The sequence below is a fragment of the Micromonospora sp. NPDC000207 genome (assembly GCF_040300925.1).
Classification (GTDB): domain Bacteria; phylum Actinomycetota; class Actinomycetes; order Mycobacteriales; family Micromonosporaceae; genus Micromonospora.
Genome location: NZ_JBEPEQ010000103.1, coordinates 1 through 20725 on the forward strand (window position 1 = coordinate 1; position 20725 = coordinate 20725).

The following is a 20725-nucleotide window of genomic DNA, read 5'->3' on the forward strand; positions in this document are numbered from 1 at the left end:
GTCGTCGCGGCCTGGGCGGGTGCGCCGGCCAGCACGCCGGCGACCAGGGTGCCGGCAGCGACGACGGTGGCGGCACGGCGGAACGTGGACCTCGTGGGTCGCATCTGTGTACCTCCGGAGGGGAGAGTCGGGCACACCGGGGAGGACATGCCCAAAGGGGGTGAATGCGGCGGGTCTGGGGAAACCGGCCACTTCTCGGTAAAGTATTCACATATTTAAGATCGTTAACAAGACCCTTGATCCATACCATTCCCCACCTCCCCCGCATGGAGTGACCTAACAGAAACATTGTGGACACAGACAGTTATCAATACCATCTGGTCACCGTGTTTCGTCCCGGCACCCGCGAACCGGAGGCCACCATGCCCCTGTCCCGCCGCGCCCTGGCGTTCGTCACCGCCTGCGCCGCCCTACTCCCCCTCACCCTCGCCGACCCCGCCGCCGCCGGCCCCCCGACCGCCCAGGCGGCCCCCACCTCGATGACCAGCCTCGGAGACTCGATCACCAGGGGATTCAACGCCTGCGGGTGGTACGTCGACTGCACCGCCCGCTCCTTCTCCACCGGCGACAACTCCGCCGTCAACAGCCACTACCTGCGCATCCGCGCCCTGGAGCCGGCCATCTCCGGGCGCAACCACAACGCCGCCCGCACCGGGGCGAAGTCCGCGGACATGGCCGGTCAGGCCGGTACGGCGGTCAGCCAGGGAGCCGGGTACGTCACCCTGCTGATCGGGGCCAACGACGCCTGCACCGGTACGGAGTCGGCGATGACCTCGACGGCCACCTTCCGGGCCAACATCGACGCGGCCCTCAACCGCCTCCGCAGTGGCCTACCCCAGGCCCGGGTGCTGGTGATCAGCATCCCTGACGTGCACCGCCTCTGGTCGGTGGGCAAGGACAGCACCGGCGCCCGCAGCGCCTGGTCCCTCTTCGGCATCTGCCAGTCACTCCTGGCCAACCCGACCTCCACCAGCCAGGCCGACACCGACCGGCGCAACCGGGTACGGCAGCGGGTCGTCGACTACAACACCCAGCTCGCCCAGGCCTGCACGGCGTACGGGTCGAACTGCCGCTTCGACGGCAACGCGGTCTTCCGCTACCCCTTCACCCTCAACCAGCTCTCCACCTGGGACTACTTCCACCCCAACAGCGCCGGCCAGCAGGTTCTGGCCTCCGTCTCCTACGGAGCCGGCTTCACCTGGTAACCCCCACCCACCCCACTGCACTCCACCCCGCCCTCACCCCGGCCCGCCTTGTTGACCAAGGAATCTGCGTCAGAGATCGAGCCGTCGATGACGCAAATCCCTTGATCAACGCGGGACAGCGGGGGGTGGGGGTGGGGGTGGGGGGGGGTCAGGGTGGGGGGTCAGGGTGGGGGGTGGTGGGCTCCTGGGCCGGGGCGTAGCGCCATCTCGCGGGGGGAGGTGATCGGGTGGCCCCGTTCGCAGTGGAGTTCGACGTGGACGTCGGCCCCGCACTCCCGGTGCTCGACCCGGAGCGGGGAGCCCTCCGGGTCGGCGAGGTGCCGGTCCCCCCAGTCCAACACGGCGATCAGGACCGGACCCAGACCCAGCCCCATCTCGGTGAGCCGGTACTCGTGCCGCGCCCGACTGCCCGGCTCCCGGTACGGCTCGCGGCGCAGCACCCCCTGCTCGACCAGCATCGCCAGCCGGTTGGTCAGCACCTGCCGGGGCATGCCGGTGCGGGCCCGGACGTCCTCGAAGCGGCGGACCCCGCTGAACACCTCCCGGAGGATCACCAGGGTCCACCGCTCTCCGAGGATCTCCATCGCCCGCGCGATGGTGCAGTTCTCCATCGACCAGTCCAGCGACTCGGGCTCCATGGCCACCAAGGCTAGATCTGATTGACAGACTCAGCAACGTCCTGGCAGGCTGCGTCCATGACACAGACTCAGGACGTGGCGCGCAGCCGTACCTTCTCCTGGTCCGACCCCACAGCCCACGCCCACCACCTGGGCCGACGCAGTGGCCTGGAGACCCTCCAGGCGATGATCGACGGGGAGATCGCCGCGCCCCCGGTCATCCACCTGATCGGGATGAGCCGGATGGAGGCCCGGCAGGGGTGGGTGGCGGTGGAGCTGGTGCCCCAGGAGTTCCACTACAACCCCCTGGGCACCGTGCACGGCGGGGTCGTCTCCACCCTGCTGGACACGGCGGCGGCCTGTGCGGTGCACACCACCCTGCCAGCCGGGGTCGGCTACACCTCCGTGGACCTGAACGTGAAGTTCCTCCGGCCGGTCACCATCGCCTCGGGGCTGCTGCGCTGCGAGGCGACGATCCTGCAGCAGGGGCGGCGCACCGCTCTCGCCGAGGCCCGGCTCACCGACTCCCGGTCCCGGCTGGTCGCCCACGCCACCTCGACTTGCCTGACCTTCCCCCTGGCGGAACTCCCGACCTGACCCGACCGGGCCGCCGCACCACCGGCAGCCGGCAGCCCGACCGCACCGGGGAGCCCGGCCGACCCGGGGGTACCCCCGGCGACCCGGCACGACCCCGGAGAACCGACAGCCCCGGAGAACCGACAGCCCCGGAGAACCCGACGGCCCCGCCGGGTCGGCGCCCCCACCGTCAGGGGGTCGACCCGGCGGGGCCGGGGTGTCGGGGTGTCGGGCGCGAGGCCCGGTGCTGCGTCGTGGACGGCCCCGAGGGCGGGGCCCGGGGTCAGCGGGCGGCGGCGGCCAGGCGGGCCTGGCGGGCGTCGCGCTTCTCCTCGAAGCGGGCCGCGGCCTTCTCCAGGTCGTCCAGGTGTCGGCCGATACGTTCCTGGGCGGCCTGCCCGTCGGGGCCGAGCCCGGAGACGTTGAAGACGTCCCACTGTCGCAGGACCGGCACCACCACCTCGTCGCGGTGCTGACGCAGGTCGTAGATGCCGGCCAGGGCGATCTGCACCGACTTGCGGGTGAACCCCTCGATGCCCACCCCCGGCATCTCGAAGTTGGTGATCACGTCGGCGACCGCCTGCATGGTCTGGTCCGGGTCCACCTCGAACGCCGCCCCGAGCAGGTTGCGGTAGAAGACCATGTGCAGGTTCTCGTCGGCGGCGATGCGGCCCAGCAGGGCGTCGCAGACGGCGTCGCCGGTGGCCCTGCCGGTGTTGCGGTGCGAGATCCGGGTCGCCAACTCCTGGAAGGAGACGTACGCCAGGGAGTTGAGCATGTGGTGGTCGTGGGCGTTGGAGTACCCGTGGGCCATGTGCACCATCCGGGCCCGCTCCAGGGCCACCGGGTCCACCGCCCGGGTGACGGTCAGGTAGTCCCGGATGGCGATGCCGTGCCGCCCCTCCTCCGCCGTCCACCGGTTCACCCAGGTCCCCCAGGCCCCGTCCCGACCGAAGAGGGTGGCGATCTGGTGGTGGTACGCGGGGAGGTTGTCCTCGGTGAGGAGGTTGACGATCAGGGCGGTCCGGGCCACGTCGGGCAGGGTCGTGTCCGCCTCGGTCCACGCCTCGCCGCCGAGGGGACCGGAGAAGGTCCGTCCCTCGCTCCACGGCACGTACTCGTGGGGGAACCACTCCTTGGCCATGGTGAGATGGCGGTTGAGGTTCCGCTCCACCACGGGCTCGAGTTCGTGGAGCAGGGCGGTCTGACTCAGTGCGGTCACGAAGATCTCCCTACGGTGGCGTAACTTACGCCACCGTAGGTCGCATCCGGCGTACGCGCCAGTAACGTCGACGGGGTGGCGACTCAGGTCACCACCGGCCGCAGGTCCGTCACGGGCGGACTCCACTGGTCCGCCACCGCGCTCGCCTGTTCCCCGGAGCGGATGTCCTTGACCTCGTCGGATGCCCCCTCGACCCCGGGGAACCACACGTACGGCACCCCGCGCCGCTCGGCGTACCGGATCTGCTTGCCGAACTTCGCCGCACTCGGCGACACCTCGGTCGCGATCCCCCGCCGACGCAACGCCTCGGCGACCCGGTTGCTCGCCGCCCGCTGATCCTCGCTGGTCACGGCGACCAGGACACAGGTCGGCACCGACCGGGACACCGACAGCTCCCCGGCGCCGAAGAGCAGGCCGAGCAGGCGGGTCACCCCGATCGAGATCCCCACCCCCGGGTACGCGACAGCACCCGCGCTGGCCAGGGTGTCGTACCGGCCACCGGAGCAGATCGACCCGAACCGCTCGTACCCGGCGAGCTGGGTCTCGTAGACGGTGCCGGTGTAGTAGTCGAGCCCCCGGGCGATGCGCAGGTCGGCCACGCAGAGGCCGGGCGCGTGCTCGGCAGCGGTCTCGACCACCGCCACCAGCTCGGCGAGCCCCTCGTCGAGCAGGGGGTCACTGACCCCGAGGGCTCGGACAGCGTCGGCGAACGACGCGTCGGGTGCGGAGATCCCCGCCAACGCCAGGCACGCCTCGGCCTGTGACCGGCTCGCCCCGGCGGTCTCGGCGAGCAGGTCGGCCACCTTCGCCGGACCGATCTTGTCGAGCTTGTCCACCGCCCGCAGCGTCGCCTCCGGGTCGGTCAGCCCGATCCCCCGGTAGAAACCCTCACAGATCTTGCGGTTGTTGACCTGGATCGTCACCGGCGGGATCGGCAGCGACCGGAGCGCGTCCCCGATCACCAGGGGCATCTCCGCCTCGTGGTGGGGGGCCAGGGTGTCCCGGTCGACGATGTCGATGTCGGCCTGCACGAACTCCCGGTACCGCCCCTCCTGCGGGCGCTCCCCCCGCCACACCTTCTGGATCTGGTACCGGCGGAACGGGAACTGGAGCTTCCCGGCGTTCTCAAGCACGTACCTGGCGAACGGGACGGTGAGGTCGAAGTGCAGACCGAGGGTGTCGTCCCCGCCCGACGCCCCCGCCTCGTCGTGCAGTCGCCGGATCACGTAGACCTCCTTGGAGGTCTCCCCCTTGCGCAACAGCTGGTCGAGGGGCTCCACCGCGCGGGTCTCCAACGGCGCGAACCCGTACAGCTCGAACGTGCCGCGGATCCGGTCCAGCACGTACTGCTCGATCATCCGCTGCTGCGGAGTCCACTCCGGGAACCCGGAGATGGGGGTGGGCTTGCTCATCGATGCTCCGTTCACGCCGCCCGCGCCCATCCGGCGCGAACGCGAAGGTGTGTCGGTGCGGCCGACCCCGGCCGCGCGGGGAGTCCGGGCCGCCGAGGTCACAGACCGCGGGTCGGCGCGGCGCCCCGGGCACCCGACGCCTCGGCGAGGTACGGGTTCGTCGCGCGCTCCCGACCGATCGTGGTGGCCGGACCGTGACCCGGCAGGACGACGGTGTCGTCGGCCAGCGGGAGGATCTTCTTCCGGAGACTGGTGAGCATCGCCGGCATGCTTCCCCCGGGCAGGTCGGTACGCCCGATCGACCCGGCGAAGAGCACGTCACCGGAGAGGCAGAGTTGCTCGGCCTCCCAGGCCGGGTCCTCCCCGGCGGGCAGCCGGAACAGCACCGAACCGCCGGTGTGACCAGGGGCGTGGTCGACGGTGATCTCCAGCCCGGCCAGGTGCAGGGTGCCCCCGTCGGTCAGCTCGGCGACGTCCTCCGGCTCGGTGTAGGGAAGCCGCCCCCCGAACAGCGCGGTGAGGTCGGCGGAGAGCCCCTTGGCCGGGTCGGCGAGCATCTCCCGGTCGCCCGGATGCACGTACGCGGTGATCCCCCGGGCACCGCAGACCGGTGCCACCGAGAAGGTGTGGTCGAGGTGCCCGTGGGTGAGCAGCACCGCCGCCGGATGCAGCCGATGCTCGGCGAGCAGGGCGTCGAGCTGGTCGAGGACCCCGATCCCGGGATCGACCACCACACACTGCTCCCCCGGCCCGGCAGCCACCACGTAGCAGTTGGTGCCGAAGGCCTGTGCGGGAAAGCCGGCCACGAGCACGTCCGCGCCCCTTCCGTCGAGCTGTCATCCGCTCAGCAGCCTAGCCGTCGGTGATCGGGGCACCGGCGGCGACGCCGATCACCGGGGGGCGGTTCGCCACCTCGTACACGACTTTCCCAGCTGTTACCCGTACACTCTGGCGGGCGTGTGGCGTGGCGCACGGTGACACTCGACGGGCGCGTCCGCCCACTCGCGACCACCAGGGTAGAGGAGAGGGGTGCACCGGTGGCTTCCAGCAGGGACCGGCAGCGCAAACTGGCGCGGGCCAAGCTCGACCGCCAGCAGGCCCGGCGGGCCGCCACCGCCAAACGTCGCCGGCAGGTCCAGGCCGGTGTCGGGGTGGCCGTGGTGCTCGCGCTGATCGTCGCCGGCTCGGCGTGGGCGCTCGGTGCGTTCGACTCCGACCCGACCGATCAGACGGCCCTCGACAACGAGGTCTGCGCCTGGACGCCGCAGGACGGCAACGCCAACACCAGCCTCAAGGACGTCGGCCTGCCCCCCACCGCCGACCTGCCCACCGAGGGCACCCGCCCGATGACGATCACCACCGACCAGGGCACGATCACCGCCGCCCTGGACCTGGCGGTCGCGCCGTGCAGCGCGGCGAGCATCGACCACCTGGCCGGGCGGTCGTTCTACGACAACACCACCTGTCACGAGATCACCGAGGAGGGGGCGCTGCGCTGCGGCGACCCCAGCGGGACCGGCATCGGCGGCCCCACCTACTCCTTCTACAACGAGAACGTCCCCACCGGCACCCCCGAGGCGTCGGCCAGCCCCGCCCCCGAGGGAGAGCCGGCCTACCCGAAGGGCACCGTGGCGATGATCGGCACCGCGCCGGGTGCCAACGGCAGTCAGTTCCTGCTCTTCTTCGAGGACTTCGACCCGGAGGAGCCGACGTACCCGGTCATCGGTCGGATCACCGATGGGCTGGACGTGGTGGAGAAGATCGGTGATCTGCCGACGGTCGAGGATGCCGTCGGGAACAAGGTCAAGCCCGAGACCGACGTGACGATCCAGACGCTGACCGTCGGCCAGCCCGGGCAGGACACCGCCCCGGCCAGCCCCGACGCCGGCTGACGGGCACACCGGCACCTCGACCAGGCCGGGCCCGGCACCGGGACCGATCGGCCCGAGGCGGCCCAGCAGACCACGCGGCACCAGAGGGCGCCCGAGCAGTCCAGGAGGATCAAGGCGTGACGTCCACCAGAGACCGGCAGCGCGCGGCGGCGCGGGCCCGACTTGAGAAGGACATGGCCGAACGTGCGGCCAAGGCCCGCAGACGCCGTCAGACCCAGGCCATCGTGGCAGCCGCAGGGGCCCTGGTGCTGGTGGTGGCCGGTTCGGTCTGGCTGGCCGGCCAGTTCGGCGGCGACGAACCGGAGCAGACCGCCGGACCGGCCGCCGGGCAGGTCCAGTGCGCCTTCACCGAGGTCCCCACGGACCAGCGGCCCCCGCAGATCAAGGATGTCGGGCTGCCCGGCGCCGAGCAGCCGAACACCGGGGTCCAGACCCTGACGATCACCACCAACCTGGGTCCGATCACCGCCCGGGTCGACCGCGCCGCCGTCCCCTGCACCGCCGGCAGCTTCGCCCACCTGGCCGCCGAGGACTTCTTCGACAACACCAAGTGCCACCGCCTGGTCACCGAGGGGATCAAGGTCCTCCAGTGCGGCGACCCGAGCGCATCGGGCAAGGGGTGGCGCGACACCGACGGCATCGGCGGCCCGAGCTACCGGCTCGCCGAGGAGAACCTGCCGACCGACAAGCGCCCGCCCTACCCGGAGGGCGTCATCGCGATGGCCAACTCCGGGCAGCCGGGCAGCACCGGCAGCCAGTTCTTCATCGTCTACGGTGACTCGCCGCTGGACCCGAACTACACGGTCCTCGGCACCCTCACCGGGGGGCTGGACATCGTCAAGGAGGTCGCCGCCGCCGGTGACGACGGGGCGTTCGCCCAGCAGGCCGGGGGTGGCCACCCGAAGAAGGAGGTCGTCATCACCGACCTCACACTGACCGACGCCTGACCCTCGGCACCATCCGAGAAACGCCCGCCGGCCCCGCCGGCGGGCGTTTCTCGTGATCCGGTCGCCTCAGGCGTTGGAGGTGACCCGGTAGGCGTCGAAGACCCCGTCGACCTTGCGGACGGCGGCCAGCAGATGCCCCAGGTGCTTGGGGTCGGCCATCTCGAAGCTGAACCGGCTCACCGCCACCCGGTCCCGGGTGGTGGTGACGGTGGCGGAGAGGATGTTGACCCGTTCCTCGGAGAGCATCCGGGTCACGTCGGCCAGCAGCTTGTGCCGGTCGAGCGCCTCCACCTGGATGGCGACCAGGAACGTGGAGGCCGAGGTGAGCTTCCAGCTGACCTCGACGACCCGTTCCTCCTGGGCCCTGAGGTCCTCGGCGTTGGCGCAGTCGTCGCGGTGCACGCTCACCCCGCCGGAGCGGGTCACGAAGCCGAACACGGTGTCCGGCGGCACCGGGGTGCAGCAGCGGGCCAGCTTGATCCAGACGTCACTGACCCCCCTGACCACCACCCCGGGGTCGTGGCTGCTGGCCCGGCTGCGCGGCGGACGGGTGGCGACGGCGGTCTCGGCGATGTCCTCGACCGCGCCCTCCTCCCCGCCGTACGTGGCCATCAGCTTCTGGACCACCGACTGGGCCGAGACCTGGCTGTCGCCGACCGCCGCGTACAGCGAGGCGGCGTCGGCCAGGTGCAGGTCCCGAGCGATCGCCATCAGGTTGTCGGAGGTCAGCATGCGTTGCAGCGGCATGCCCTGCTTACGCATCGCCTTGACGATCGCGTCCTTACCGGCCTCGATCGCCTCCTCGCGCCGCTCCTTGTTGAAGTACTGACGGATCTTCGTCCGGGCCCTGGGGCTCTTGACGAAGCCGAGCCAGTCCTGGGTAGGGCCGGCCGTGTCGGACTTCGAGGTGAAGATCTCGATCACGTCGCCGTTGGAGAGCGTCGACTCCAGGGGCACCAGTTTGCCGTTGACCCGGGCGCCGATGCACTTGTGTCCGACCTCGGTGTGCACCGCGTACGCGAAGTCCACCGGGGTGGAGCCGGTGGGCAGCGGGATGACGTCACCCTTGGGGGTGAAGACGTACACCTCCTGGCTGGACAGGTCGAACCGCAGCGCGTCGAGGAACTCGCTCGGGTCGGCCGCCTCACGCTGCCAGTCCAACAACTGCCGCAGCCAGGTCATCTCGTCGATGTGCGCGGGCGGACCGACGATCTGGGTGCCCTTGTGGTCCTTGTACTTCCAGTGCGCGGCGATGCCGAACTCGGCGGTGCGGTGCATCGCGTACGTCCGGATCTGCATCTCCACCGGCTTGCCGGTGGGCCCGATGACAGTCGTGTGCAACGACTGGTACATGTTGAACTTGGGCATCGCGATGTAGTCCTTGAACCGACCGGGGACCGGCTGCCAGTTCGCGTGGATCACACCCAGGGCGGCGTAGCAGTCCCGCACCGTGTCGACCAGGATCCGCACCCCGACCAGGTCGTAGATGTCGTTGAAGTCCCGCCCCCGCACGATCATCTTCTGGTAGATCGAGTAGAGGTGCTTCGGCCGGCCGGTGGTCTCCGCCTTGATCTTGGCGGCCTTGAGGTCGGTGCCGACCTTCTGGGTGACCTGCTTGAGCAGCGACTCGCGCTGCGGCTGGTGCTCCCCGATCAGCCGGTTGATCTCCTCGTACCGCTTGGGGAAGAGGGTCCCGAAGGCCAGGTCCTCCAACTCCCACTTGATCGTGTTCATACCGAGGCGGTGGGCGAGGGGGGCGAGGATCTCCAGCGTCTCCTTCGCCTTCTGCTCCCGCTTGGGTGCCGGCAGGAAGGAGAGGGTCCGCATGTTGTGCAACCGGTCGGCCAGCTTGATCACCAAGACCCGGGGGTCCTTGGCCATCGCCACGACCATCTTGCGGATGGTCTCGGCCTTGGCCGCGTCACCCAGCTTGACCTTGTCGAGCTTGGTGACCCCGTCGACAAGGAGGGTCACCTCGCCACCGAAGTCGGTCCGCATCTGGTCGAGGGTGTACTCGGTGTCCTCGATCGTGTCGTGCAGGAGGGCGGCGACCAGTGTGGTGGTGTCCATCCCCAGGGTGGCCAGGATGGTCGCCACCGCGAGCGGATGGGTGATGTACGGGTCACCGGACTTGCGGTACTGCCCGGAGTGCCAGCGGGCGGCGGTGTCGAAGGCCCGCTGCAACAGGCGGGCCTCGGCCTTCGGGTGGTTCTCCCGGTGCAGCGCGATCAGCGGCTCCAGCACCTCGCTGACCTGCGACGACTGCCAGGGCGCGTTGAACCGGGCCAACCGGGCCCGCACCCGCCGACCGGTCGGGGCGTTGGAGAGCCCGAACCCGATGCTCGGCGAGGGGTCGTCGTCGACCCCGAGGCCGACGACAGTCGAACCGGTGGCGGCACCGTCGTTGGGGACGGCAGCCACCCGCGCAGCCCCGGCCCGCTCCGCCGAGGTGGACCCGGAGGCGCCGTCGGCGGACTCCGTCGTCCGGGGGGTCGAGGTGCCGTTACGGCCACTCGTGGAGCCGTCAGCGTCGCCTGTGGGGTGCACCGTGCCCTCCGCCGGAGGGACGACATCGTGGGACACCGGCCTCCTCACCGATCGCCGGGATGCGCCGGGGGCGTCTCGCCGGCCGGCCTGGTCTCACACTGCCGGGCGTTCCGCCCGGTCAGCAAGGGGCAATGCTACCCGCACGCACCGTGCCCCGCCGCTCCGCCGGTCGTACCAGTTCGGGATCGGTCCACCGGTCACCGGATCAAACGGTCAACAGCGCATGGAGCGGACGCGGGGCGAGTCTGTCCCGGCCGCCGAGGAAGGCGAGCTCCAGCACCACGGAGAAGCCGGACACCGTCCCGCCGGCCCGTTCCACCAGGTCGAGGGTCGCCTCGGCGGTGCCCCCGGTGGCGAGGACGTCGTCGACGACCAGGACCCGGTGACCGGCGGTGAACGCGTCCTCGTGCACCTCCAGGGTGGCCTCGCCGTACTCAAGGGCGTACGACGCCGAGTGGGCGGGACGGGGCAGTTTGCCGGCCTTGCGCACCGGCACCACACCGACCCCGGTGGCGTACGCGATCGCGGCGGCGACCACGAACCCGCGCGCTTCGATCCCGGCCACCACGTCGAAGGAGTCCCGCCCGTGGTGGGCAACGATCTCGTCGGTCGCCGCCCGGAACACCGCACCGTCGGCGAAGAACGGCATCAGGTCCTTGAACAGGACACCGGGGGTGGGGAAATCCGGGACGTCCAGCACCCGCCCGGCCACCAGCCGGGCCATCTCCGGCCCGCTGTCCCCACGGACGGTGGTGTGAGTATCCGTCACGGCGCTCTGATCCCCCTGTCGACGACGACGGCGCCCTGCCTGCCGTTGGCACAGCATGCAGGACGCCGCCTGATCGGTGGTAACCGGGTGCGACTCAGCGTCGCTTGCCCCCACCCGGACGGTTGCCCCCGGGGCGACCGCCCCGGGCCCCGGTGGGGCGCTTGCCCGTCGGACGGGCACCGACCTTCGGTGCCGCCCCGGCCAGGGCCGGGGTGCCGGCCTCCGCCTCGTCGGGCTCGCTCTCGTCGGCCGGGTCGTCGGTGCGGGCCGCGCGCTTGCCGGGGCTCTCCCCCCGGGCCAGGGCGGTCGCCCGGGCCTCGACCCGCTTGTTGTGGGCCTGGATCCTCGGCTCCCGGTTCTTCAGGACGACAAGCAGCGTGGTCGCCAGCAGGATCGAGGTGAGGAAGGCCATCGCCATACCGACGAAGAGCACCAGACCGAGGTCCTTCAGGGTGCCCGCCCCGAAGAGACCGGCCCCGATGAAGAGCAGACCACCCACCGGGAGCAGGGCCACCACCGACGTGTTGATCGACCGCATCAGGCTCTGGTTGATCGCCAGGTTGGTCGCGTCGGCGTAGGTCGTGGTGTTGTTCGCGGTGATGCCTCTGGTGTTCTCCTGCACCTTGTCGAAGATGACCACGACGTCGTACAGGGCGAAACCGAGGATCGTCAGGAAGCCGATGACAGTCGACGGGGTGACCTCGAACCCGACGAGCGAGTAGATACCCGCGGTCAGGATCAGGTTCATCACCAGGGAGAAGACGGCCGCCGCCGCCATCCGCCACTCGAACCGGATCACCAGGTAGAGGCTGACCAGTGCGACGAACAGGACCAGACCGAGCAGCGCCCGTTGGGTGACCTGCTTACCCCAGGCCTGGCTGACCTGGTTGCCGCTGATCTGGTCGACAGGCAGTGCGAACCGCTCCGCCAGCTCCGCCCGGACCGCGTTGGACTGGTCGGTGCTCAGCTGCGACGTACGCATCTCGTAGAAGCTGCCGCTGGCGTTGCCGACCTGCTGGGCGGTGACCAGTTCCGCGCCCCCGCCCGCGCTGCCGAGGACCGACTCCACCTCGGCCTCGGCCTCGGTGAGGGTGCCCACGCTGGCCGGGATCTGGAACGAGTTGCCACCGGCGAACTCGATGCCCAGGCTGAACCCACGGATCCCGATGCTGAGCAGGGCGATCAGGACGAGTGCCCCGGCCAGCGAGAACCACAGCCTGCGCCGGCCGACGACGTCGATCCCGGCCTCGCCCCGGTAGAGCCGGGCTGCGAGTGAGTTTTCCGCCATGACTCAGGCCTCCTTGACGCGCTGGGTGCGCGGGTTGGTCGGCTCCGTCCGGGGAGGCAGTGCCCGCCCCAGACCACTGACCCGCGGGGACAGGAACGCCTTCGTCCGGGCGAGCATCGCCATGATCGGGTGACGGAAGAGGAAGACCACCAGGAGGTCGATCACGGTGGCCAGACCGAGGGCGAAGGCGAAGCCCTTCACGGTGCCGACGGAGACGGCGTAGAGGACCACCGCCGACATGATGGTGATCGCGTTCGCCGAGATGATCGTCCGGCGGGCTCGGACCCACGCCCGGGGTACGGCGCTGCGTGGGCTGCGCCCCTCCCGGATCTCGTCCTTCAATCGTTCGAAGTAGATGACGAAGGAGTCCGCCGCCACACCGAGCGAGACGATGATTCCGGCGATCCCGGCGAGGGTGAGGGTGAAGCCGATCGACCGGCCGAGGAACACCAGCGCCCCGAAGAGCAGCAGCGCCGAGAGCACCAGGCTCAGGAAGATGACCGAGCCGAGCAGCCGGTAGTAGAAGAACGAGTAGATGATGACCAGCAGCATGCCGATCGCGGCGGCGAGCAGACCGGCCCGCAGGTGGCTCTCACCGAGGGTGGCGGTGACGTTCTGCTGCTCCTGCTCCTCGAAGGTCACCGGGAGCGCACCGTAGCGCAGGTTGCCGGCCAGCTCCGCCGCGTCGGCCTGGGTGAAGCTACCGGTGATCTGGGAGCTACCGACGAGCACACCCTGGATCTCCGGCGAGGAGACGATCCGGTTGTCCAGCACGACAGCGACCCGGCACTTGCCGTCCTGGCCCAGGGCGCTGGCCTCGCAGGCCTGACCCTCGTTGTTGAACGCCTCGCGGGTCAGGTTGGTCCACTTCTCCTGGCCGCTGCGCTGGAAGTCGAGGCTGACCACCCACTGGCTGGTCTGGTCGAGCACCGCGTTGGCGTCACTGACGTCGGTGCCCAGCACCTTCGCCTGGTCCAGCAGGTACTTGATGCCGTTCTCGCAGGCCACTGCCTGCTGGGTCTCGTCCTTGATCGACGCCGGCGGACGCTCGTCGAGCTGGGCGCAGCCGATGGTCGGAACGTTGTACTGGACCGGCACCGGCAGGACCGCCACCTCACGCGGGGTGAGCTCACCGAACGGCTTGAGCTTGTCGGCCAGCGACGGGTCGGTGGCCAGGTCCGCCGGGGCCTGGAGCCCGTTGGCGGTCTGCCACGCCTCGGCGCCGACCTTCTCCTCGACCGCCTTGCGCTGGGCCTCGATCCCCTGGACCACCGGTGCCTCGGCGCTCGGCGAGGGCTCGGCTGCCGACGCGTCCGGCGACGGGGTGGGGGCCATCCCGCCCTGTCCGCCGGACGGGGAGGAGGTGACCTCCGGCTCGACGCTGCCCGACGGGGAGGGGGCGGCGCTGCCCGACGGGGACGGTGCCGGTTCACCCGCCTCCGTCGGCACCGGGGCGTTGAGCACCCCGCTGCCGTCGGTGGCCTTGAGGAGCTTGCGGAATCGCAGCTCGGCGGCGCTACCGACGTCGCTGAGGTCCCGGTTCTCGCCCGGCAGGGAGATCACGATGTTCCGGTCGCCCTCGGTGATCACCTCGGCCTCGGCCACACCGTAGGCGTTGACCCGGTTCTCGATGATCTGTCGAGCCTCTTCGAGGTTCTCGGAGGTCGGGGGCCGGCCGTCGACGGTGTTCGTCGCCTCCAGCGTCAGCCGGGTGCCGCCGACCAGGTCCAGGCCGAGTCGGGGCTCCAACCGTTCCTTCCACCCACCGCTGGCACCTGCTGCGAAGAACACCAAGAGATAGAGGACGATGAAGATGGCCCCGAGTACGGCGAGCTGCCGTCCGGGGCGCATCTGTCCCTGAGGTGGTGCCACGGCTGTCTGTCTCCCTGTAACGGTCGCGCCGCTGCTTGCACGGCTGCGGATCTCGGGCCGGGGGTCCCGGCGACGGCTGTGCCTGGTCGGGGACCACGCCGCACGAACCCCTCACGCCGCCGGGGGGCGACGCGAGCGGGGGTGGGTACGTGCCGACGTGGTAGACCGACCCAACTATCCACTTGTGACGATATCCGCTGCCCTGCGGGCGCGGTACTACTCCTTGACGACTTCGGCGTTTTCCGCCGTGGAGGCGGCCGGGGTGGCCTCCTCGTCCTCGTCCTGCTCGGCGCGCTTGACGACCCGGGCGATGGCCGGGCGGGCGTACCGGGTCTGCACGCCGGGTGCGACCTCCAGCAGGACGGTCTCGTCGTCGACACCGGTGACCGTGCCGTAGAGCCCGCCGATGGTGACCACCTCGTCGCCGGGGGCCAGCGCGGACTGCATCTGCTCAGCCTCACGGCGCCGCTTCTGCTGCGGACGGATCATCATGAAGTACATGACGCCGAAGAGCAGTGCGATCATCAACAGCGGCATGAAGCTGCCGCCGCCTCCTCCGCCGCCTTCTGCTGCGATAAGCACGGTTGTCGACCTTCCCATCAGCCCGCCCTCCGGCGCTGTGGGCGCCGGAGCGGAGGCGATTTCTCACGTCCTGTACAGACCGCGGCGAGTCTAGTCCCTGCACCTGGGAACGCCGAATGCGGCACAGATCACGAACGGATCACGCCTCATCGGGCACCCGGGTGAAGAGATCGGGCACGGGAGGAGCATCGGTGACAAATGTACCATTCGGTGGAATTCGGCCGAGATGGTGCCAGGCCGCCTCGGTGGCCACCCGACCACGCGGGGTACGCGCCAACAACCCCGCCCGGACCAGGAACGGTTCGCAGACCTCCTCGACGGTGTCCGGCTGCTCCCCCACCGCCACCGCGAGGGTGGAGAGCCCCACCGGACCTCCCCGGAACGAGTCGACCAGGCTGGTGAGGACCGCCCGGTCCAGCCGGTCCAGGCCCAGGGCGTCGACGTCGTACACGGTGAGTGCGGCGCGGGCGGTCTCCAGGGTGACCACCCCGTCCGCCCGGACCTCGGCGTAGTCGCGGACCCGGCGCAGCAGCCGGTTGGCGATCCGGGGGGTGCCCCGGGACCGGCCGGCGACCTCGGCGGCCCCGTCGTCGGTGATCGGCACCCCGAGGATCCGGGCCGAGCGGTGCAGGAGCGTCTCCAGGTCGGCCGGGGCGTAGAAGTCCAGGTGGGCGACGAAGCCGAAGCGGTCCCGCATCGGCCCGGTCAGCAGACCCGACCGGGTGGTCGCCCCGACCAGCGTGAACGGCTCCACGTCCAGCGGGATGGCGGTGGCCCCCGGTCCCTTGCCGACCACCACGTCGACCCGGAAGTCCTCCATGGCGCTGTAGAGCAGCTCCTCGGCCGGTCGGGCGATCCGGTGGATCTCGTCGATGAACAGCACGTCGCCGGGGGCGAGGCCGGTCAGGATGGCGGCCAGGTCACCGGAGCGCTCGATCGCCGGGCCGCTGGTCACCCGGATGCTGGTGCCCAGCTCGGCGGCGACGATGTTGGCCAGGGAGGTCTTGCCCAGCCCGGGTGGACCGGAGAGCAGGATGTGGTCCGGCGGGGTACCGCGTCGCATCGCCCCCTGCAACAGCAGGTCGAGCTGGTCACGGACCCGGTGCTGGGCGATGAACTCGGCCAGCCGACGGGGCCGGACGCTGACCTCCGCCTCCCGCTCGGCGTCGGTGGCGTACGCCGAGACCAGGTTGGGCTCCGTCATCGGGTGTCCCTCGTTCGCTGCCGGAGGGTCCCCACCGTCATCGGGTCCGGCCCAGGAGTCGGATGGCCTGCTTCAACAGGACCGGCACCGGCGGGGTCGGCCCGTCGACGGTCTCGGCGACCGCCGCCACCGCCTGGTCGGCCTGACCGGACGTCCAGCCGAGTCCGACGAGCGCCTGCCGGACCTGCTCCGGCCAGGCCCCGCCGGTGACCCCGGCGGCCCCGTCGGCACCCACCGGGACCGGGCCGATCCGGTCGCGCAGTTCGAGGACCAGCCGCTCGGCACCCTTCTTGCCGATCCCGGGCACCCGGGTCAGCACTGCCGTGTCGGCGTTGGCGACGGCCTTGCGGACCTCGTCGGGGGTGAGGACGGCGAGCACCGCCTGGGCGAGCCGGGGACCCACCCCGCTGGCGGTCTGGAGCAGCTCGAACAGCGCCTTGGTGTCGTCGTCGGCGAAGCCGTAGAGGGTCAACGAGTCCTCTCGGACCACCAGGCTGGTGGCCAACCGGGCCGCCGTGCCGACCCGCAGTCCGGCCAGGGTGCCGGGGGCGCACTGGACGGCGAGCCCGACCCCCCCGACCTCCACCACGGCGTGGTCCGGACCGGTCGCGACGACGGTGCCGCTGACGCTGGCGATCATCTCGTTCCTCCTCGTCGGACCCGCTCGGCCGCCGCGGCGAGCTTCGACCGGGTCCCCCCGCGCCACACGTGACAGATCGCCAACGCCAGGGCGTCGGCGGCGTCGGCCGGCTTGGGCGGCTCGGCCAGCCGGAGCAGTCGGGTCACCATCATCGTCATCTGCCGCTTGTCGGCCTGACCGGAACCGGTCACGGCGGCCTTCACCTCGCTGGGGGTGTACGTCTGCACGGGGAGCCCGGCCCGGGCGCCCGCCAGGACGGCGATCCCGCTGGCCTGGGCGGTTCCCATCACCGTACGGACGTTGTGCTGACTGAACACCCGCTCGACGGCGACCGCGTCCGGTCGGTGCTCGGCGACCAGGTCGGTGAGGGCCCGGTCCAGGTGCAGCAGGCGGGTCGGCAGTTCCTCGTCGGGTTCGGTCCGGACGACGTGGTAGGCCACGAGCGTGCAGGGTCGCCCCGGCACACCCTCCACCACGCCGACCCCGCACCGGGTCAGCCCCGGGTCGACGCCGAGCACGCGCACGCCGCCCCCTCCCCGGTCGTCAGCAGTACGTGTGTTCGACACCCTACTTGTCCGCCGCATCGGGCGCGCCGGGGGACACGCCGGGACGGACGGGAGGCGGACCGGGGCGGCGGGGGTCAGCCGGGCGGACCGGCCACGACGGCCAGCCGCAGGGCGGCGTCGCGCAGCCGGGTGCCGCGCCGCAGCCGGGCCAGCCGTCCGGCACCCCGGGCCAGGGCGACCATCCGTCGGGTGGACGGCCGACGGCGCCTGTCGTACTCCCGCAGCCCCGCCGTCACGTCGACGTCCGGGCCCAGGCACTCGGCCAGCACCACCGCGTCGATCAGTGCCTGGCAGGCACCCTGCCCCAGGTCGGGGGTCATGGCGTGGGCGGCGTCGCCGAGCAGGGCGACGTGACCGTCGACGTAGCTCGGCAGCGGGGTGAGGTCGTGGACGTCGTGGCAGAGCACCTCCGCCGGGTCCATCGTGTCCAGCAGGCGCGGGATCGGGTCGTGCCAGTCGCCGAAGACCCGGCGCAGTTCGGCCGGGTGCCCGTCGGCGGGACGCCACCCGGCCGGGGCGGCGCGGACGGCGTACCAGTTGGTCCGACCGGGGCCCACCGGGGTGACACCGAACTTCGATCCCCGCCCCCAGGTCTCCCCGCCGACAGGGACGTCCAGGGAGGCCAGGCCACGCCAGGCCACGACACCGGCGTGCCGCAGGGGGTACCTGTCGCCGTACAGGGCGGACCGGACCGAGCTGCGCAGGCCGTCGGCACCGACCACCAGGTCGTGGTCGGCGGCGAGGTCGGCCGGCGAGGTCACCGGATCGGCGAAGCGCACCACGCCGTCGGGGAGCGCCTCGGCGAGCAGCCGCAGGAGGACGGGTCGACCGAGGATGTGGACCGTGTCGCCGTGCCGGCGGGCGAGCCGGTCGGTGTCCATGGTGGCGATCCGGGTGCCGTCCGGGCGACGGAACTCCCCGCCGAGCTGGGGTCTCCCCCGCCGCCGGGCCTGTGCTCCCACGCCGAGGGTGTCAAGGGCCCGCAGGGCGGTGGGCCAGATGCCCAGGCCGGTGCCGGTCGTCGGGAGGTCGGCCTCCCGTTCCAGGACCGTCACGGTCCACCCTCGGCGACGCAGACCGATCGCCGTCGCCAGTCCACCGATCCCGCCACCCACGACCACCGCTCGTCGACCCATACCCCGCACCGTACTACAGATGTAGTGACTCTGACTACGCCTGTAGTGTGACCGGGTGACCGATCGGCGGCAGCACCTGCTCGACGCGGCGATCCGGGTGCTCGGCACCCGGGGACTCCGCCAGCTCACCCACCGCGCCGTGGACCAGGCTGCCGGACTGCCCCAGGGCTCCACCTCCAACCAGTTCCGGACCCGTGACGCGCTGCTCACCGCGGTCCTGGAGCGGCTGGTGGAGGTGGAGACGGCGGCGTGGGACGCGCTCGCCGTCGACCTCGGCCCCGCAGACGTCACCGGGTTCGTGACGGTGCTCGGCAGGCTGCTCCGACAGTTCACCGCCGACCGACGGGACCTGGTCCTGGCCCGGCACTCCCTGTTCCTCGAGGCGGCCGTCCGGCCCGAACTGCGCCCGGCCATCACCGCCGGGCGGCAACGGCTGGCCGGGTGGGGGGTACCGCTGATGGCGGGGTTGGGCTCGACCGACCCGCAGGCCCACTTCCGGGTCCTGCTCGACCTCGTCGAAGGACTGCTGGTCGGCCAGCTCGCCCACCCGGAGCCCGACTTCGCCCCGGAGACCGCCCTCACCGCCCTGCTGACCGGACTCCTGACCGGCACGTCCGACTCCTGACCGGACTCCTGACCGGCACGTCCGGTTCCTGACCCGGCCGGTCGGGGTCCTGGAACCGGCGACGGGGGTCAGCAGACCCGAACCGCCTCGGCGAGACCCACCAACCGGATGATCGACGACGGCAGTGGTTCGATCCACCCCGGCCCGGCGGCGAGGACCCGGACCGACGGGAAGTCCCTGGCGAACCGGATCAGGCGGTACGTCCGGCCGGTCACAGGGGTCTGCGCCCAGACCACCACCGAGTGGGGACGTGCCCGGTACACCGCCCCGGTCAGCCCCGCCCAGGGCAGCGCCGGGCCGAGCAGGAGGCTGCCCCGGCGCAGCTCACGGCGGGCTGCGGCGAGCGCGTGCAGCCCGAGGCAGTGCAGTTCCTGCTCCGCACCGGCCAACAACACCCCGTCCGGGGGGTACGGCCGCCGAGGGTGCCGCCGGTGCACGTCCAACCCGACCCGCATCCCCTCGGACAACGCGTGCTCCACGGCGATCTCGGTGGGCTCCCGACCGGGCGACTCCGCCAGCAGCGGTACGCAGACCCGCTCCCAGTACGGCACCACCCCGAACCGGTCGGCGCTGTCCGACACCAGACCGGCGATGAGGTTGGTGTCCAGATCCTCCGCCGCCCTCGACAGCCGCTTACGGGTCGTCTCCACGGCGTCGGTCGACATCGGATCGGTCGGCACCAGACGCTCCCGGCGGGTAGACGGTCACTACCGCAGAGATTCGTCGGGGACCCGGCCCCTGGATGCGCCCGCCCGGGCCGCGACGCTCAGTCGGTCAACGCGGCGAGCGCCAGGTCCACGTCCTGCACAGTCGAGTAGAGGTGGAACGAGGCACGGACCTGGCCGGCCCGGACCGCCGCGCGTACCCCTGCCCGGGCCAGCCGCTGCTCGGCCTGCGGCACGTCGACGGCGACGATGGCGCTGTCCCCCTCGGGTTGCCCCAGCCCGGCCAGGAACCGGTTGGCCAACCCCACGTCGTACGCCCGGACGGCGGCCATCCCCACCTCGACGAGCAACTCCAGGGCCGGGGCCGCGGCGACGAAACTGAACCAGGCCGGGGAGAGGTCGAACCGGCGGGCGTCGGTGGCCAGCCGCAGCGGAGGGCCGTAGTAGGAGGCGTGCGGGTCCTGCCCGGCGTACCAGCTCGCCGTGTCGGGGCGCAGCGTCTCCCGCAGACCGGGCGCGAGGTAGCCGAAGGCGACCCCACGGGGTGCCATCAGCCACTTGTACGCGGCCACCACCACCGCGTCGGCGAGGGTGGCGTCGAAGGGCAGCCAGCCACACGCCTGGGTGGCGTCCACCACCACCAGCGCGTCGTGGGCCCGGGCGGCGGCCACCACCCGGTCGTACGGCGCCACCGTCCCGTCGGCGGACTGCACCAGGCTGAACGCGACGAGGTCGGTGTCGGAGTCGATGGCGTCCACCAGCCGGTCCAGGGCGACGGTCCGGACCCGGACCCCGCGTTCGGCCTGGACCAGCCACGGGAAGAGGTTGGTGGTGAACTCGACCTCCGGGACCACGACCGTGGCCCCGGCGGGCAGGGCGGCGGCGATCGGGGCGAGCAGTTGCGCCGCGGTGGCCCCGACGGTCACGTCGGCGACCGGCGCCCCCACCAGGGCGGCGAAG

The 20725-nt window shown here is 71.5% G+C and carries 20 protein-coding genes; 5 read left to right on the top strand and 15 right to left on the bottom strand.

The genetic code is table 11. The annotated features are described in order from the left end of the window. Positions 1-326 precede the first annotated feature (326 nt). Positions 327-1205: an SGNH/GDSL hydrolase family protein gene (locus tag ABT336_RS21870; protein ID WP_350898512.1), complete on the top strand. Its 879-nt coding sequence runs from the start codon at positions 327-329 to the stop codon at positions 1203-1205. A 161-nt stretch (positions 1206-1366) separates the two neighbouring features. Here the strand turns inward: ABT336_RS21870 and ABT336_RS21875 are convergent, their stop codons facing one another. Continuing rightward, positions 1367-1843: a winged helix-turn-helix transcriptional regulator gene (locus ABT336_RS21875; protein WP_350898514.1), complete on the bottom strand. Its 477-nt coding sequence runs from the start codon at positions 1841-1843 to the stop codon at positions 1367-1369. A gap of 57 nt (positions 1844-1900) precedes the next feature. Here ABT336_RS21875 and ABT336_RS21880 point away from each other — a divergent pair, with 57 nt between their 5' ends. Beyond that, positions 1901-2419 carry a PaaI family thioesterase gene (locus ABT336_RS21880; RefSeq protein ID WP_350898516.1) on the top strand — a complete coding sequence of 173 codons (519 nt, stop codon included), beginning with the start codon at positions 1901-1903 and terminating at the stop codon, positions 2417-2419. Positions 2420-2681: 262 nt separating this feature from the next. On the opposite strand, the gene ABT336_RS21885 is transcribed toward ABT336_RS21880, so the two are convergent. From ABT336_RS21885 to ABT336_RS21895, 3 genes are all read right to left on the bottom strand, one after another. After that, complete coding sequence (locus tag ABT336_RS21885) at positions 2682-3620, bottom strand: acyl-ACP desaturase (protein ID WP_350898518.1); 939 nt, start codon at positions 3618-3620, stop codon at positions 2682-2684. Between the two features lie 83 nt (positions 3621-3703). Next, the gene (hisS, locus tag ABT336_RS21890; RefSeq protein WP_350898520.1) at positions 3704-5032 is read right to left on the bottom strand and encodes a histidine--tRNA ligase; all 1329 of its coding nucleotides are present in this window, start codon (positions 5030-5032) and stop codon (positions 3704-3706) included. A 98-nt stretch (positions 5033-5130) separates the two neighbouring features. Beyond that, on the bottom strand, positions 5131-5844 hold the full coding sequence (locus ABT336_RS21895; protein WP_350898522.1) for an MBL fold metallo-hydrolase: 714 nt from the start codon (positions 5842-5844) through the stop codon (positions 5131-5133). A gap of 225 nt (positions 5845-6069) precedes the next feature. On the opposite strand from ABT336_RS21895, the gene ABT336_RS21900 reads away from it, so the two are divergent. Both ABT336_RS21900 and ABT336_RS21905 read left to right on the top strand, forming a co-directional pair. Beyond that, a complete protein-coding gene (locus ABT336_RS21900) occupies positions 6070-6924 on the top strand; it encodes a peptidylprolyl isomerase (RefSeq protein ID WP_350898524.1) in 855 nt (284 codons plus the stop codon). Between the two features lie 116 nt (positions 6925-7040). Next, positions 7041-7871 carry a peptidylprolyl isomerase gene (locus ABT336_RS21905; protein ID WP_350898526.1) on the top strand — a complete coding sequence of 277 codons (831 nt, stop codon included), beginning with the start codon at positions 7041-7043 and terminating at the stop codon, positions 7869-7871. A 66-nt stretch (positions 7872-7937) separates the two neighbouring features. On the opposite strand, the gene ABT336_RS21910 is transcribed toward ABT336_RS21905, so the two are convergent. The 9 genes from ABT336_RS21910 to ABT336_RS21950 form a co-directional block, all read right to left on the bottom strand. Beyond that, complete coding sequence (locus ABT336_RS21910; protein ID WP_350898528.1) at positions 7938-10454, bottom strand: RelA/SpoT family protein; 2517 nt, start codon at positions 10452-10454, stop codon at positions 7938-7940. Between the two features lie 169 nt (positions 10455-10623). Beyond that, a complete protein-coding gene (locus ABT336_RS21915) occupies positions 10624-11187 on the bottom strand; it encodes an adenine phosphoribosyltransferase (RefSeq protein WP_350898530.1) in 564 nt (187 codons plus the stop codon). Positions 11188-11281: 94 nt separating this feature from the next. After that, positions 11282-12475: a protein translocase subunit SecF gene (gene secF / locus ABT336_RS21920; RefSeq protein ID WP_350898532.1), complete on the bottom strand. Its 1194-nt coding sequence runs from the start codon at positions 12473-12475 to the stop codon at positions 11282-11284. A 3-nt stretch (positions 12476-12478) separates the two neighbouring features. Continuing rightward, complete coding sequence (secD, locus tag ABT336_RS21925) at positions 12479-14347, bottom strand: protein translocase subunit SecD (protein ID WP_350898534.1); 1869 nt, start codon at positions 14345-14347, stop codon at positions 12479-12481. 216 nt (positions 14348-14563) lie between these two features. After that, positions 14564-14929, bottom strand: coding sequence for a preprotein translocase subunit YajC (gene yajC / locus ABT336_RS21930; RefSeq protein ID WP_350898536.1), 366 nt, complete (start codon positions 14927-14929; stop codon positions 14564-14566). A 139-nt stretch (positions 14930-15068) separates the two neighbouring features. Further along, positions 15069-16133 carry a Holliday junction branch migration DNA helicase RuvB gene (gene ruvB, locus ABT336_RS21935; protein ID WP_350898538.1) on the bottom strand — a complete coding sequence of 355 codons (1065 nt, stop codon included), beginning with the start codon at positions 16131-16133 and terminating at the stop codon, positions 15069-15071. Positions 16134-16170: 37 nt separating this feature from the next. Then, positions 16171-16773, bottom strand: a complete 603-nt coding sequence (ruvA, locus tag ABT336_RS21940) for a Holliday junction branch migration protein RuvA (RefSeq protein ID WP_350898540.1) — start codon at positions 16771-16773, stop codon at positions 16171-16173. Beyond that, positions 16770-17297, bottom strand: a complete 528-nt coding sequence (gene ruvC, locus ABT336_RS21945; RefSeq protein WP_350898542.1) for a crossover junction endodeoxyribonuclease RuvC — start codon at positions 17295-17297, stop codon at positions 16770-16772. Before ruvC ends, ruvA begins: the two co-directional genes overlap by 4 nt. 116 nt (positions 17298-17413) lie before the next feature. Then, positions 17414-18475 carry an FAD-dependent oxidoreductase gene (locus ABT336_RS21950; protein WP_350898544.1) on the bottom strand — a complete coding sequence of 354 codons (1062 nt, stop codon included), beginning with the start codon at positions 18473-18475 and terminating at the stop codon, positions 17414-17416. A gap of 55 nt (positions 18476-18530) precedes the next feature. Between ABT336_RS21950 and ABT336_RS21955 the strand changes: the two genes are divergently transcribed. Further along, positions 18531-19100, top strand: a complete 570-nt coding sequence (locus ABT336_RS21955; RefSeq protein WP_350898546.1) for a TetR/AcrR family transcriptional regulator — start codon at positions 18531-18533, stop codon at positions 19098-19100. Positions 19101-19168: 68 nt separating this feature from the next. On the opposite strand, the gene ABT336_RS21960 is transcribed toward ABT336_RS21955, so the two are convergent. Together ABT336_RS21960 and ABT336_RS21965 are read right to left on the bottom strand one after the other, a co-directional pair. Then, positions 19169-19780 carry a transcriptional regulator gene (locus ABT336_RS21960; protein WP_350898548.1) on the bottom strand — a complete coding sequence of 204 codons (612 nt, stop codon included), beginning with the start codon at positions 19778-19780 and terminating at the stop codon, positions 19169-19171. 86 nt (positions 19781-19866) lie between these two features. Beyond that, a partial coding sequence (locus tag ABT336_RS21965; RefSeq protein WP_350898550.1) for an aminotransferase class V-fold PLP-dependent enzyme occupies positions 19867-20725 on the bottom strand: 859 nt, incomplete at its 5' end.